A 14,477-nucleotide genomic window follows, 5' to 3' on the forward strand; every position below is an offset into this window, starting at 1 on the left:
GTAAGGGTTACCTTACCTGATCGGCGCTGGAGCCGAGAGCGGTAGAACGCGCACTTTTATGAAGGAGACTGTCGTGTCGGCGAACAGCTTCGACGCCCGCAGCACGCTGCGCGTGGGTGACGAGTCGTACGAGATCTTCAAGCTGGACAAGGTCGAGGGCTCCGCGCGCCTCCCTTACAGCCTGAAGGTGCTGCTGGAGAACCTGCTGCGGACGGAGGACGGCGCGAACATCACCGCCGACCACATCCGCGCGCTCGGCGGCTGGGACTCGCAGGCCCAGCCCAGCGAGGAGATCCAGTTCACGCCGGCCCGCGTGATCATGCAGGACTTCACCGGCGTCCCCTGCGTCGTGGACCTCGCCACGATGCGTGAGGCCGTGAAGGAGCTCGGCGGCGACGCGGCGAAGATCAACCCGCTCTCGCCCGCCGAGATGGTCATCGACCACTCCGTCATCGCCGACAAGTTCGGCACCAAGGACGCGTTCGCGCAGAACGTCGAGCTGGAGTACGGCCGCAACAAGGAGCGCTACCAGTTCCTGCGCTGGGGCCAGACCGCCTTCGACGACTTCAAGGTCGTCCCCCCGGGCACCGGCATCGTCCACCAGGTCAACATCGAGCACCTGGCGCGCACGGTCATGGTCCGCAACGGCCAGGCCTACCCCGACACCCTCGTCGGCACCGACTCGCACACCACCATGGTCAACGGCCTCGGCGTGCTCGGCTGGGGCGTCGGCGGCATCGAGGCCGAGGCCGCGATGCTGGGCCAGCCGGTCTCCATGCTCATCCCGCGCGTCGTCGGCTTCAAGCTGACCGGCGAGCTCACCCCCGGCACCACCGCCACCGACCTGGTCCTCACGATCACCGAGATGCTGCGCAAGCACGGCGTCGTCGGCAAGTTCGTCGAGTTCTACGGTGAGGGCGTCGCCGCGACCTCCCTCGCCAACCGCGCCACCATCGGCAACATGTCGCCGGAGTTCGGCTCCACCGCCGCGATCTTCCCGATCGACGACGAGACGCTGAACTACCTGCGTCTGACCGGCCGCGACAAGCAGCAGGTCGCGCTCGTCGAGGCGTACGCCAAGGAGCAGGGCCTCTGGCTCGACCCGGCCGCCGAGCCCGACTTCTCCGAGAAGCTGGAGCTCGACCTCTCCACGGTCGTCCCCTCCATCGCAGGCCCGAAGCGCCCGCAGGACCGCATCGTCCTCGCGAACGCCGCCGAGCAGTTCGCCGTAGACGTACGCAACTACGTCGCCGACGACGAGGAGGCCGGCAAGGAGTCCTTCCCGGCGTCCGACGCCCCGGCGTCCTCCAACGGCGTCCCGACGAAGCCGACCCTGGTCACGCTGGCCGACGGCACCTCGTTCGAGATCGACCACGGCGCGGTGACGGTCGCGGCCATCACCTCCTGCACCAACACCTCGAACCCGTACGTCATGGTCGCCGCCGCGCTCGTCGCGAAGAAGGCCGCCGAGAAGGGCCTGACCCGCAAGCCGTGGGTCAAGACCACCCTCGCCCCGGGCTCCAAGGTCGTCACCGACTACTTCGACAAGGCCGGCCTCACGCCGTACCTCGACAAGCTCGGCTTCAACCTGGTCGGCTACGGCTGCACCACCTGCATCGGCAACTCGGGTCCCCTCGACGAGGAGATCTCGAAGGCGATCAACGACGCGGACCTGGCCGTCACTTCGGTGCTCTCGGGCAACCGTAACTTCGAAGGCCGCATCAACCCCGACGTCAAGATGAACTACCTCGCATCGCCGCCGCTGGTCGTTGCGTACGCCATCGCCGGGTCGATGAAGGTCAACATCACGACGGACGCGATCGGCACCGACACCGAGGGCAAGCCGGTCTTCCTCAAGGACATCTGGCCGACCGAGGCCGAGGTCAACGAGGTCGTGGCCTCCGCCATCGGCGAGGACATGTTCAACAAGTCCTACCAGGACGTCTTCGCGGGCGACGCCCAGTGGCAGGCCCTGGAGATCCCGACCGGCAACACCTTCGAGTGGGACCCGGAGTCGACGTACGTCCGTAAGCCCCCTTACTTCGAGGGCATGACGATGGAGACCACCCCGGTCTCCGACATCACGGGCGCGCGCGTCCTCGCCAAGCTGGGCGACTCGGTCACGACCGACCACATCTCCCCGGCCGGTGCGATCAAGGCCGACACCCCGGCCGGCAAGTACCTCACGGAGCACGGCGTCGAGCGCCGCGACTTCAACTCCTACGGCTCGCGCCGTGGCAACCACGAGGTCATGATCCGCGGCACGTTCGCCAACATCCGCCTGCGCAACCAGATCGCGCCGGGCACCGAGGGCGGCTTCACCCGCGACTTCACGCAGGACGACGCTCCGGTGGCGTTCATCTACGACGCCTCGCAGAACTACCAGGCGGCCGGCACCCCGCTCGCGATCCTCGCGGGCAAGGAGTACGGCTCGGGCTCGTCCCGCGACTGGGCCGCCAAGGGCACCGCGCTGCTCGGCGTGAAGGCCGTCATCGCCGAGTCGTACGAGCGCATCCACCGCTCGAACCTCATCGGCATGGGCGTCCTGCCGCTCCAGTACCCGGAGGGCGCCACCGCCGCGTCCCTGGGTCTGACCGGCGAGGAGTCCTTCTCCTTCACCGGCGTGACCGAGCTGAACAACGGCACCACCCCCCGTACGGTCAAGGTCACCACCGACACCGGTGTGGAGTTCGACGCGGTCGTCCGCATCGACACCCCCGGCGAGGCGGACTACTACCGCAACGGCGGCATCATGCAGTACGTGCTGCGCAACCTGATCGGCAAGTAAGCGGTACGGGCGCGTAGTCGAGGGCCGCATCCCTTCGGGGGTGCGGCCCTCGGGCGTTCCGCTCAGCCGTTGACGAAGCGCAGGCTGCCCTCGTCGTAGCGGGTGCCCGCGACCGTGCCCGCCGGGGCGGCCGCGTCGATCGCCGCCAGCTCCTCCTGCGACAGTGCGATCGTCGCGGCGGCGAGATTCTCCTCCAGGTACGTCTGGCGGCGGGTGCCCGGAATCGGCACCACGTCCGTGCCCCGGTGCTGCACCCAGGCGAGCGCCAACTGGCCCGCGGTGACGCCCTTTTCGGCGGCCAGGGCGTTGAGGTGGTCGACGATTTTGAGGTTCCGCTCCAGGTTGCCGTCCGCGAAACGCGGCTGCGAGCGGCGCATGTCGGACGCGGACAGGGCCTCGACCGAGGTGTAGCGGCCGGTCAGGAAGCCCCGGCCGAGCGGCGAGAACGGCACCAGGCCGATCCCCAGCTCCCGGCAGACGGGGGCGATCTCCGCCTCCAACTCCCTGGTCCACAGCGACCATTCGCTCTGCAGCGCCGCGATCGGGTGCACCGCGTGCGCACGGCGGATCGTCGCCGCACCCGCCTCGGAGAGTCCGAGGTGGCGCACCTTCCCGGCCTGTACGAGCTCGGCCATCGCACCGACCGTCTCCTCGATCGGCACGTCCGGGTCCACCCGGTGCTGGTAGTAGAGGTCGATGTGGTCGGTGGCGAGCCGGCGCAGCGAGGCGTCGCAGGCCTGCCGTACATAGGCGGCGTCGCCACGGATCGCGGTCGGCTCGCCGAGCCGGTTGGCGAAACCGAACTTCGTTGCCACGACGGCCTGTTCGCGGCGGGCACCGGCGAGGGCGCGGCCGATCAGCTCCTCGTTGTGGCCCTGCCCGTAGAAATCGGAGGTGTCCAGCAGGGTGACGCCGAGGTCCAGGGCGCGGTGGACGGTTGCGATCGACTGGTCGTCGTCCGCGGCGCCGTACGCGTGGCTCATGCCCATGCAGCCGAGGCCCTGGGCGGAGACGGTCAGTTCGCCGAGCCGACGGGTGGGGAGGGTGGAAGTCATGCCCCGACCGTAGGCGCTGGGGGCCGTTCCCGGAAATAGTAGCCGTGTACTTAATAGCCATGTACTGTATCTCTCATGAGTACGGCATACGAAGGCTCGACACCCGGTTTCCTGGTCTGGCGCCTGTCCATGAAGTGGCGGGTCGCCGTCGACCGGGCGGTGGCACCCCTGGGGCTGACGCACGCGCAGTACTCACTGCTCGCATCGCTGTACGGCCTGGAGTACTCCGGAGTGCAGCCCAGCCAGCGCCAACTCGCCGACCACACAGGCCTGGAGGCGCTGTACGTCTCCAAACTGGCCCGCGCCTCGGAGGCCGCGGGGCTGATCGAGCGCGCCAAGGACCCGGCCGACTCACGGGCGGTGCGCCTATCGCTCACCGCACGGGGGCGTGAGGTCACCGGAAGCGCGATCAAGGTCGTACAGCAGTTGCACGGACGGATGCTGGCGCCGCTCGGAGGACTCGGCGGCGCCCGGACGAAGGCGCTCGCCGGAGAGCTGGCGGCGCTGCTCGACGTACCACTCGATGGACCACTCGACGTACCCGAGGAGTAACCATGACTGCCATACCCACCGTCAACGGCCAGGTCATCGGCCAGGCCCACTACGCCACCCGCGCCCTCCTGGAGGGAGCGCTGGTGCAGAGCGGCACCAGCTTCCACCAGGCCCTGGCGCTCAATTACGTTGCCGATCGCGGCGGTTCGGTGGACACCGGGGCGATCGTCGGCCGGCTGGTCGGCGGGGTCAAGATCGAGGAAGCCCTGGCCCGCACCGTCGTCGACGAGCTGATCTCCGGCAAGCTGCTGGAGACGGCGGAGGGCGACGAGGTCCGGTTCACGGACGCGGGGGCGGAGTTGCACGAGCACACCCGCACCGCCGGCAACAACATCGCCGCGCGGCTGTACGGAGACATCCCGGCCGCCGACCTGGAAGCCGCGGGACGCGTCCTGGCCCTGGTCACCGAGCGCGCCAATGCCGAACTCGCAGGGCGCTGAACAGACCTGAGGGCGGCCGCGGAGTTCGTCCGTGACCGCCCTCAGGCGTCGTGCAGGAGTGCTGTCAGGTCAGGAGAGCAGCTCCACCTCCGCGAGGGTCGCCGCGCCCGTTCCGGCGTTCACCAGGCGGTAGTTCTTGTACGTACCGGGGTGCGCCACCGTGAAGACCCGGGTCTGCTGGTCCCAGCTGAAGGACTGTTCGGTGCGCTGGTCCAGCGGGGTCCACTTCGTACCGTCGTTCGAGCCTTCGAGGGTCCAGGCGGACGGTGCCTTCGTCCTGTCGGACGAGGTGAGGGTGTACTGGACGGGGCGGGCCGGACCGGCGACCGGCAGGTCCGTCGACGTGAACTCGGCCGACGTGGCAGAGGTGTTGTCGAACAGCGGGCCCGCGCCGGTGATCGCGTCGTCGCGCGGGGCGGGGGCCTTGTTGTCCTGGGTGATGGAGACGGGGGCCGCGTTCTTGCCCGTACCCCAGTTGGAGGGCTTCGAGCCCATCGAGAAGTCCAGTGTGCCGCCGCGCTCCAGAAGGTCGTTCGGGAGGGCGGTGGAGTTCCAGGACTTGCCGTTGACCTTCAGCGACTGGATGTAGATGTTCTTGTCGCTGTTGTTCGGCGCCTTCACGACCAGGTCGTGGCCGTTCTCCAGGTGGACGGTCGCCTTGGTGAACTGCGGTGAGCCGATGGCGTATTCGCCGCTGCCCATGACGAGCGGGTAGAAGCCGAGCGAGGAGAAGAGGTACCAGGCCGACTGCTCGCCGTTGTCCTCGTCGCCGTGGTAGCCCTGGCCGATGTCGCTGCCCGTGTAGAGGCGGCTCATGACCTCGCGGACCTTCTCCTGGGTCTTGGAGGGCTGGCCGGCCGCGTCGTACATGTACGTGATGTGGTGGGCGACCTGGTTGCTGTGGCCGTACTGGCCCATCCGCACGTCACGCGCCTCGGTCATCTCGTGGATGACACCGCCGTAGGAGCCCGCGAACTCGGGGGACGCGGTCTCGGGGGTGGAGAAGTACGTGTCGAGCTTCTTGGCGAGGCCGTCCTTGCCGCCGTAGAGGTTGGCGAGACCGCGCGAGTCCTGCGGGGCGGTGAAGGCCATGCCCCAGGCGTTGGTCTCCGTGTAGTCGTAGCCCCAGACGCGCGGGTCGAACTTCGAGGAGTCGACGCGCCAGTCGCCCTTGAGGTCCTTGCCCTGGAAGAAGCCGGCCTTGGAGTCGAAGAGCTTGACGTAGTCCTGGGCGCGGTTGAGGAAGTACGCGGACTCCTCCTTGTAGCGCTGCTCGTGCGTCTTCTTGTAGAGGGCCTCGCCCATCTTGGCGATGCCGTAGTCGTTGACGTAGCCCTCCATCGACCAGGACATGCCCTCGTGGGTGTCGGTCGAGGCGTATCCGAGGAAGGGCGAGGTCTCCATGCCCTTGCGGCCGACGCCCGAGCTCGGGGGGACGACCGTGGCGTTCTTCAGGGCCGCCTCATAGGCCGCCTTGGCGTCGAAGTTGGTGACGCCCTTGACGTATGCGTCCGCGAAGGCCACGTCCGAGCTGGTGCCGGTCATCAGGTCCGCGTAGCCGGGGGACGACCAGCGCGAGGTCCAGCCGCCGTCCTTGTACTGCTGGACGAAGCCGTCGACGAGGGTGCCCGCCTTCTTCGGGGTGAGGAAGGAGTACGCGGGCCAGGTCGTGCGGTAGGTGTCCCAGAAGCCGTTGTTGACGTAGACCTGACCGTCGACGATCTTCGCGCCGGTCTGCGTCGGGGTGTTCTCACCGGTCGCCTTGGAGAAGGGGCTGGCGTACTGGACCTTCGAACCGACCTTCTCCGAGCCGGAGTTGGGGTAGAGGTACAGCCGGTAGAGGGAGGAGTAGAGGGTGGTGAGCTGGTCCTGGTCGGCGCCCTCGACCTCCACCTTCTTGAGGATCGTGTCCCAGGCGGACTGGGCGCGGTGCTCGGTGCCCTCGAAGGTCGCGGAGGCCGGGAGCTCCTGGCGCAGGTTGTCCTTCGCCTGGTCCAGGCTGATCAGCGAGGTGGCCATCTTGAGGGTGACCGTCTTGTTCTTGCCCGGCTTGAAGCGCAGGTAGCCGGTCACGTCGTCGCCGCCTCCGCCCTTCAGCTTGCCGCCGGCGGTGACGGGGGTGTCGAAGGTCCCGTATACGAAGAGCCGGGTCGCTCCGGTGGAGCCGCCGCTCTTGACGTCCGAGAAACCGGAGAAGGAGCCGGTGGCCGGGTCGAGGGTCAGGCCGCCGTCGTTGGAGATGTTGTCGAAGATCATGCTGGCGTCGTCACCGGGATAGGTGAACCGCATCATCGCCGCATGGTCGGTCGGCGTCATCTCCGCCTTGAGACCGTTCTCGAAGGTGACGCCGTAGTAGTGCGGCTTCGCCGTCTCGTTCTCGTGGCGGAAGGGCATCGCCCGCTTGGTGCGGTCGGCGTCCGGGGTGCCGGAGGCGATCGACGGCATCAGCTGGAAGGTCTGGCGGTCGCCCATCCAGGGGCTCGGCTCGTGGCTCGCCGCGAAGGCCTGCAGGGTCGGCAGGTTGTCGGCGTTGTTGCCGCGGGCGTAGTCGTACAGCCAGCTGGTGGAGCCGGCGTTGGTGACCGGCGTCCAGAAGTTGAAGCCATTGGGCACGGCGGTCGCGGGGAAGTTGTTGCCGCGCGAGAAGGAGCCGCTGGAGTTGGTGCCGCGGGTGGTCAGCGCGTAGTCCGAAAGGTGGGCCTTGCGCTTCTCCGGAGCCTTGGGCGCGATCGTGATGTCGTCGAGCCAGCCCTGGAACTTCGCCGGGCCCTTGGGGGAGTCGTAGGCGACCAGGACCCGGTCGACGGTCTTGCCGGCCGCGACCGAGCCGATGCGGGAGGCGACGGAGTTCCACTGGTTGACGTACAGCCGCTTGGCGGCGCCCTGGCCCTGAGGTGTCAGCGTCCCGCCGTTGCTGTCGAGGGCACCCAGGTCACTCAGATAGGTGCCGTCGGTGAAGGCGAGATCGACCGACACGTTGGTGGCGGGGTAGTTGAGGTCGGTCTCCGCCATCGCGGGGAACACCTTGTAGGAGAGCTGGGTGTCCTTGGCGATGCGCGTATCGACGTCGAAGACCTTGTTGTACGAGTAGGCATGCCCGGTGCCGGACTGCGTCCCCGCGTACCGCAGGGCCTTCGTCCCGGTGAAGCCCGCGCGTGCCTTCGCCGTGGGGGAGCTGCTGGGGCCGTTGTCGACCTGGGTGCGCATGTCGGACGGCGGCGGGACGCTGGTGTCACCGTTCGAGAGTTGAACGTCTGCGAGCTGCAGGGCGTCCGTGGCCCCGCCGTTGGCGGTGACGCTCAGCCGGTAGTGCGCATAGGCCGTGTCATTCGCGAAATCGTACGATTTCGTCTGGAAGCGCCCGGTGAAGGTCTCGCCCTTGCGCGTGTCCAGCGTCTTCCACGTGGTGCCGTCGGCCGAACCTTCAAGGGTCCAGTCCTTTGGGTCACGCTCGGCATGGTCGTTGGCCGAAGTGAGCGCATACGTCACGACCTTGACGGGTTCGTCCAAATCGAACTCGGCCCAGCCGGTCGGGGCGAATGTCAGCCACTTCGTGGTCGAGTCGGTGTCGACGAGGTTCTCCTTCACCTCCCCGCCGCCGGTGTTCTCGGCGCTGGCCCGGACATCGGTGACCCGGTCCGTCACATTGCCCGGTATTCCACTGCTGAAGCCGCCTTCGACACCGGATGAGCGCTTCTGACCGTCAGGCCCCACTTCGACGGTGTTGCGCCAGTCGGGCTGCGGTTGTCCGGCTTCGAAGGAGGACGTGAACTCGCCCCCCGGTTGCGCGGCTTGGGCGGGACGGGCGACGGCGGCGCCCTGGGCCGAGACGACGAGCGCGAAGGCGGTCGCCACCAGGACGGTTGCAGAATTCTTTCGGTGCCGGGGTCTGATCGGCATGAAGGACGTCCTCCTGAGGATGCGATCTGGACAACGTTGTCATGTTGATGCGCAAGGTCAAGTAGGAAGGCAAGTGCCCAGTGGTGTCAAGGGTGTTGGACGTGTCGGGGTGGCGTTTCGGGCGGGTCCGGAATGGACCGTTCCACGGAGCCCCAGATGTCCGTGAGGTCTCAACTCGGGAAAGACTGACGTTCAAACCTGCATTCGATCTTGCCCAGTTGAAGGGAAGTGGACTATACCTGTCGGCGTCCGCCCAGCCGTGAAATCGGCAGCGGGTCCGGGGGGACGGGAAGGCGGCGGGGGAGCAGTTCGGTGCCGTGCAATCGGACCAATCCATAAGTACCCGCCACCGCTTGACCTCAGCTTCACATCACCGCGGTACCGGGGAGGATCCGGTTCACCGCCTGAGTCCTGGAGAAGGCGAGGACTTGAGCATGGGATCCACCCTCGGTGGAGGCCATCGCGATGATCAGGAGCGTCGATCACGACGCCATGCATCTCGCAGCTGATCACCATCGGCGCCGCTGAGCGGCGCCGAAACGACGGCGAAACGCACTGACGCGCCTCTCCGCCGGCATTCCACGCGGAGACTCACCCGAAGTCGCGCGGGGAAGTGCGGCAGGCGCATCGCCTGACCGGCCTGACGGCCGAACACGCAGTGAAACCCATAAAGATCGAATCGATCAGTGAGGATGCAGAGATGACGACTCGTACCGGCTCTCTTGACAGGCGGATGTTCCTGCGTGGGGCGATCGCGGCAGCGGCCATGGGATCGATGGCGGTCGCGTGCGGCTCTCCCTCCTCCGACGGCGGGGACAAGGACAAGCCGAAGGGCGAGACCTCGGCGAAGAACCCGTTCGGTGTCGCGAAGAACTCCAAGGTCGAAGCCTGCATCTTCAACGGCGGCTACGGCACCGACTATGTCGGGTACGCCAACAAGGTCATCGGCAGCCAGATCGCCGGTGTCTCGGTCCAGGTCAAGCCGGTCGTCGACATCGCCCCGGAGCTTCAGCCCCGGTTCGTCGGCGGCAACCCGCCGGACCTCATCGACAACTCCGGTGAGGACCAGATCGGCTTCCTCAGCATTCTCGACCAGCTCGAGACGCTCGACGACGTCCTTGAGGCCAACAACTACGAGGGCAAGAAGATCGCCGACACGATCTACGCCGGCGTCAAGGCCCCCGGAACGTTCAACGGCAAGTTCGTCGGGCTCAACTACGTGATGACCGTGTACGGCGTCTGGTACTCGAAGACGCTGTTCGCGGCGAACGGCTGGACCGCGCCGAAGACGTGGGACGAAGCGTACGAGCTCGGCAAGAAGGCGAAGGCGAAGGGCAAGTACCTGTTCGTCTTCGGCAAGGAAGCCGCGACGTACTACCAGACGCTGGTCATCGACTCCGCGATCAAGGAGGGTGGCGACGAGGTCCGTATCTCCCTCGAGAAGCTCGACAAGGACTCCTGGTCGCAGAAGCCCATCCAGGACATCCTCAAGGTCCTCGAGAAGATGGTCAAGGAGGGCATGTTCGTCCCCGGCGGCTCCGGCACCCAGTTCCAGAAGGCGCAGGCGGCCTGGAGCAACGACCAGAAGGCGCTCCTCTACCCGACCGGTGGCTGGATCGAGAACGAGATGAAGAAGGCCACCAAGGCCGACTTCCAGATGACCGGTATTCCGGAGTTCACGGTCACCAGCAGCCCGAAGATGCCCTACGAGGCGGTTCACGCTGCCGCGGGCGAGCCGTTCATGGTTCCCAAGAAGGCCAAGAACGCGGCAGGCGGCAAGGAGACGCTGCGGGCGATGCTGTCCAAGGAGGCGGCCTCCAACTTCTCCAAGACGAAGCTGGCCCCGACGATCGTCAAGGACACCGTGCCCGCCGACGGCTACGGATCGACGGCGCTGGTCTCGCAGTCGAAGATGCTCGCCGATGCGGGCGAGCACATCTTCGACCACAAGTTCGTCGGCGCCTACGGGATCAACACCGACATGCTGGTGCCGTGGAACTCGTTCCTTGCCGGAGACCTCGACGCCGCGGGCCTGACCAAGGCTCTGCAGAAGATCTCCGACAAGATCCGGAACGACGACTCCATCAAGAAGTTCGAGGTTAGCTAGCATCCCCATGAGTGACACGATCACCAACCCCGACACCGCGAGCGGCCGGTCGACGCCGGCCGCTCGCGGCGGGCGTCCCCGACGCCGCAAGCTCACCTTCGACCGGGTGACGTTCTTCCTCGCGTTCCTCGGCGTCCCGTTGGCTGTCTTCGTGACCTTCGTCCTGATCCCCTTCGTCCAGGCGATCTTCTGGGCGATGACCGACTGGCGCGGCTTCAGCCCCGACTACAACTTCATCGGGCTGGACAACTTCACCAAGATGTTCCAGGACGACGTCTTCATGAAGGCGTTGCGCAATGTCGCGTTGCTGGCGGCCATCGTGCCGTTCGTGACGCTGACGCTCGCCCTCGGGGTCGCGGTGGCCATCACCCTGGGCGGACCCAGCAAGGGCCCCATCCGGGGAATCCGAGGGGCGTCGTTCTACCGGGTCATCTCGTTCTTCCCCTACGTCGTGCCGGCGATCATCGTCGGTCTGATCTGGGCGCAGATGTACGACCCGAACGCCGGCCTGCTCAACGGCATGCTCACCAAGCTCGGGCTGAGCGGGTTCAAGGAGTTCGCCTGGCTGGGCGAATCCTCGACCGCGATGCCGGCCCTGATGTTCGTCTTCGTCTGGGGGCTCGTCGGGTTCTACGCGGTGCTCTTCATCGCTGCGATCAAGGGAGTTCCCGCCGAGCTGTACGAGGCGGCCAAGATCGACGGGGCCGGCCGGTTCCGCGCAACGTTCTCGATCACTCTGCCGGCGATCCGGGACACGGTGCAGACGGCGTACATCTACCTGGGCATCGCCGCGCTGGACGCGTTCGTCTACGTACAGGCGCTGTTGCCGAACGGTGGACCGGACAACTCGACCCTGACGATCAGCCAGCGACTGTTCAATGTCGCCTTTCGCCAGGGGCAGTTCGGATATGCCACCGCGATGGGGGTCGTCCTCGCCGTGGTCACCCTGGTGTTCGCGCTGCTGGTGTTCATCGTCAATCGCCTGACCGGCGGTGGCGAGGACAAAAAGAAGAAAGCGCGTGGGTTCAAGGCTCGGCGTGCAGGAGCCAAGGGAGGTGCTCAGTGAGCGCCATAGCCGCCGACCGGAAGCTGACGAAAGGCGTCGCGAACAGCGACCGCAGGTTTGCGGCGATCTCGCACGCGTTGCTGATCCTGTGGTCCGTGATCGTGATCGTGCCCATGCTGTGGGTGCTGGTGTCGTCGTTCAAGACGAACAGCGAGATTCTGTCGTCACCGTTCTCGCTGCCGGATCACTGGATGGTCGAGAACTACTCGCACGCGTGGAGCGACGCCAACATCGGGAAGTACTTCCTGAATTCGGTGGTCGTCGTGGTCTCCGCGCTGGTCCTGGTGATGTTGCTGGGGTCGATGTGCGCGTACATCCTGGCGCGGTTCGAGTTCCCCGGACGCCGGGTGATCTACTACGTGATGCTGGCCGGGCTGACCTTCCCCGTCTTCCTGGCGATCGTCCCGCTGTTCTTCCAGCTGCAGAACCTCGGGCTGCTGAACACGCGTATCGGATTGATCCTCACCTACGTCGCGTTCGCGCTGCCGTTCACGATGTTCTTCCTCTATTCGTTCTTCCGGTCACTGCCGCATGACGTCTACGAGGCCGCGCAGATCGACGGTGCCGGTGACTGGCGGGCGTTCTTCCAGGTGATGCTGCCGATGGCCAGCCCGGGCATGGCCGCGGTGGCGATCTTCAACTTCCTGGGGCTGTGGAACCAGTTCCTGCTGCCGGTGGCGCTCAACACCAACCAGGACAAGTGGGTCCTGACCCAGGGAATGGCCGCCTACGCGTCCTCGCAGGTCTACGACGTCGACTACGGCGCGCTGTTCGCGGCGATCGTGGTCACGGTGGCGCCTGTCCTGGTCGTGTACGTCATCTTCCAGCGCCGGATCGCCGGTTCGGTGTCGCAGGGCACCTTCCGCTGACACCTGCTGTCCGACAAACGAAGTGCCCCGGCGGACATCTCCGCCGGGGCACTTCGTTGTGCGCATCAGGCCCCGCGGCGGATCCGCCCCGCGTACCGCGCCTCGAGTTCACGGTTGTGCTCGTCGCCGCCCGCCATGTTCGCGGAGAGATAGACCGGCGGGACCTCCCCCGCGGCCAGCAGATCCTTGACCACCTCGGCGACCGTCATCTGGGCGAGCAGTGCGGAGGTGATGGTGGAGACGGCGCCGAAGGTGCCGCCACCGGGGAGGTCCATGACCGAGTCCCCGTACGGAGCACCGTTGTCCAGCACCACGTCGGCCAGGTCGATCAGCTTGCGGCCCGAGGGGTGGCGCGAGGTCATCTCCTGGGTGTGCTGGAGCGAGGTGATGGCGATCAGGCCGTGCCCCTGCTCCTTCACGATCGACGCGAACTCCACGATCGTCCCGTTGACACCGGAGTTGGACGTGATCACGAAGACGTCCTGCCGCTGGACCGGGACGAGGTCGTAGAGCCTCCTGGCGATCGCGGGATCGCGCTCCAGTTCGGGTGAGCCGAGCAGCGACGCGGGCTCGCCGCCGTACAGCACCAGGTCGCGCAGGGCGATCTTGTTGGTGGGGACGAGGCCGCCGGCCCGGCCCGCGATCTCCATCGAGATCGACTCCGAGTGTCCGGAGCCGAACGCCTGGATCACGCCGCCGTCCAGAAGGGATGCGCTGATCAGCCGGGCGGCCCGGCCGACGGCCTCCGTCTGGCTCTTGGCCACGGAGGGAATCAGCTGCTCGATGTGCCCGACGTACGACTGCGCGTCGATGGTCATGGTCGTCTCATCTCTGTCCGGTGGCTGGCTGTGGCCTGGCTGGTGATCTCGATGGCGTGCGTGGTGCGTTCGTACGTCAGTTGCGCGACTGCCATGTAGAGGGCGTTGAGAGCGAAGAGCTGGGAGTGGACGGTGGCCATGCCGCGGGCGCGGAGACCGCCCTCCCGGCCCGCTGTCAGCAGGACATGGTCCGCCGTCTCCGCCAGCGGTGTGCGCAGGGAGGAGGTGACGGCGACGGAGACCGCGCCGTTGTCGGCCCCTTCGGTCAGTACTTCGAGGACCTCGCGCGTACGCCCCCGGTGGGACACCCCGACCACGACGTCGCCCGGCTGGAGCAGCGCCGCGTTGGGCAGGGCCTCGTGCGGGTCGGTGGAGCTCCAGCAGGGCACCCGGATGCGGTTGAACTGCCCCGCGATCAGGCCCGCCACGGCCCCGCTCACCGAGGTGCCGAAGAACAGGACGCGCCGGGCGGAGACCATGGCGGCCGCCGCCTGGGCGACGGCGTCGAGGTCGAGCTGTTCACCGGTCTCGCGCAGCAGCTCGGTGTCGGTGGTCAGCAGCGACTGGACCATGGTGGAGAGCGAGTCGTCCGGAGAGACGACCGCCTCCGCCGCGCTCTCCCAACTCGCCTGCTCGGTACGCCCGGTATCGGCTGCCAGGGCATAGCGGAGCTCCGTGTACCCGGCGAATCCAAAGGTCCTGGCGAAGCGCGTCACCGTGGCGGGGGAGGCCCCGCCGCGGGCGGCCAGCTCGATGATCGTCGAGCGTGCGGCCGCCGCCGGGTCGGCCAGAACCGCTTCCGCGATACGGCGCAACGCACCTGGCAATTCGGGCAGTTCATCCGCGATCCGCCCAACTGTCCCCGCTGTCAAGGTAACTCTT

Annotated in this window: 10 protein-coding genes; 6 read left to right on the plus strand and 4 right to left on the minus strand. The window is 67.0% G+C overall.

Annotated elements, in window-relative coordinates:
• The first annotated feature begins 73 nt into the window (after positions 1-73).
• Positions 74-2,788, plus strand: coding sequence for an aconitate hydratase AcnA (acnA, locus tag AB0H78_RS24020; protein ID WP_363236582.1), 2,715 nt, complete (start codon positions 74-76; stop codon positions 2,786-2,788).
• A gap of 62 nt (positions 2,789-2,850) precedes the next feature.
• Here acnA and AB0H78_RS24025 read toward each other — a convergent pair whose 3' ends face one another.
• Positions 2,851-3,843, minus strand: coding sequence for an aldo/keto reductase (locus AB0H78_RS24025; protein ID WP_363236583.1), 993 nt, complete (start codon positions 3,841-3,843; stop codon positions 2,851-2,853).
• Between the two features lie 75 nt (positions 3,844-3,918).
• Here AB0H78_RS24025 and AB0H78_RS24030 point away from each other — a divergent pair, with 75 nt between their 5' ends.
• Together AB0H78_RS24030 and AB0H78_RS24035 are read left to right on the plus strand one after the other, a co-directional pair.
• Positions 3,919-4,395 carry a MarR family transcriptional regulator gene (locus AB0H78_RS24030; protein ID WP_363236584.1) on the plus strand — a complete coding sequence of 159 codons (477 nt, stop codon included), beginning with the start codon at positions 3,919-3,921 and terminating at the stop codon, positions 4,393-4,395.
• Between the two features lie 2 nt (positions 4,396-4,397).
• Positions 4,398-4,835, plus strand: coding sequence for a MarR family transcriptional regulator (locus tag AB0H78_RS24035; protein WP_363236585.1), 438 nt, complete (start codon positions 4,398-4,400; stop codon positions 4,833-4,835).
• A gap of 69 nt (positions 4,836-4,904) precedes the next feature.
• Here AB0H78_RS24035 and AB0H78_RS24040 read toward each other — a convergent pair whose 3' ends face one another.
• Complete coding sequence (locus tag AB0H78_RS24040; RefSeq protein WP_363236586.1) at positions 4,905-8,735, minus strand: GH92 family glycosyl hydrolase; 3,831 nt, start codon at positions 8,733-8,735, stop codon at positions 4,905-4,907.
• Between the two features lie 700 nt (positions 8,736-9,435).
• On the opposite strand from AB0H78_RS24040, the gene ngcE reads away from it, so the two are divergent.
• The 3 genes from ngcE to AB0H78_RS24055 are packed head-to-tail and all read left to right on the plus strand — an operon-like array spanning position 9,436 to position 12,777.
• On the plus strand, positions 9,436-10,842 hold the full coding sequence (gene ngcE / locus AB0H78_RS24045; protein WP_363236587.1) for an N-acetylglucosamine/diacetylchitobiose ABC transporter substrate-binding protein: 1,407 nt from the start codon (positions 9,436-9,438) through the stop codon (positions 10,840-10,842).
• Positions 10,843-10,849: 7 nt separating this feature from the next.
• Positions 10,850-11,908, plus strand: a complete 1,059-nt coding sequence (locus AB0H78_RS24050) for a sugar ABC transporter permease (protein WP_363236588.1) — start codon at positions 10,850-10,852, stop codon at positions 11,906-11,908.
• Complete coding sequence (locus AB0H78_RS24055; protein WP_363236589.1) at positions 11,905-12,777, plus strand: carbohydrate ABC transporter permease; 873 nt, start codon at positions 11,905-11,907, stop codon at positions 12,775-12,777. Before AB0H78_RS24050 ends, AB0H78_RS24055 begins: the two co-directional genes overlap by 4 nt.
• 65 nt (positions 12,778-12,842) lie before the next feature.
• Here the strand turns inward: AB0H78_RS24055 and AB0H78_RS24060 are convergent, their stop codons facing one another.
• Together AB0H78_RS24060 and AB0H78_RS24065 are read right to left on the minus strand one after the other, a co-directional pair.
• Entirely contained in the window at positions 12,843-13,595 is a 753-nt protein-coding gene (locus tag AB0H78_RS24060; protein ID WP_363236590.1) for an SIS domain-containing protein, read from the minus strand.
• Positions 13,592-14,467, minus strand: a complete 876-nt coding sequence (locus tag AB0H78_RS24065) for a MurR/RpiR family transcriptional regulator (RefSeq protein ID WP_363236591.1) — start codon at positions 14,465-14,467, stop codon at positions 13,592-13,594. Before AB0H78_RS24065 ends, AB0H78_RS24060 begins: the two co-directional genes overlap by 4 nt.
• Positions 14,468-14,477: the final 10 nt, after the last annotated feature.

Source organism: Streptomyces sp. NPDC050738 (assembly GCF_040654175.1).
Lineage (GTDB): Bacteria > Actinomycetota > Actinomycetes > Streptomycetales > Streptomycetaceae > Streptomyces.

Bases quoted from the DNA above. Each gene is read 5' to 3' on its own strand.
- AB0H78_RS24030 (WP_363236584.1), top strand. From the start codon at position 3,919: ATGAGTACGGCATACGAAGGCTCGACACCCGGTTTCCTGGTCTGGCGC.
- AB0H78_RS24050 (WP_363236588.1), top strand. From the start codon at position 10,850: ATGAGTGACACGATCACCAACCCCGACACCGCGAGCGGCCGGTCGACG.
- AB0H78_RS24060 (WP_363236590.1), bottom strand. From the start codon at position 13,595: ATGACCATCGACGCGCAGTCGTACGTCGGGCACATCGAGCAGCTGATT.
- AB0H78_RS24040 (WP_363236586.1), bottom strand. From the start codon at position 8,735: ATGCCGATCAGACCCCGGCACCGAAAGAATTCTGCAACCGTCCTGGTG.
- AB0H78_RS24025 (WP_363236583.1), bottom strand. From the start codon at position 3,843: ATGACTTCCACCCTCCCCACCCGTCGGCTCGGCGAACTGACCGTCTCC.
- AB0H78_RS24035 (WP_363236585.1), top strand. From the start codon at position 4,398: ATGACTGCCATACCCACCGTCAACGGCCAGGTCATCGGCCAGGCCCAC.
- ngcE (WP_363236587.1), top strand. From the start codon at position 9,436: ATGACGACTCGTACCGGCTCTCTTGACAGGCGGATGTTCCTGCGTGGG.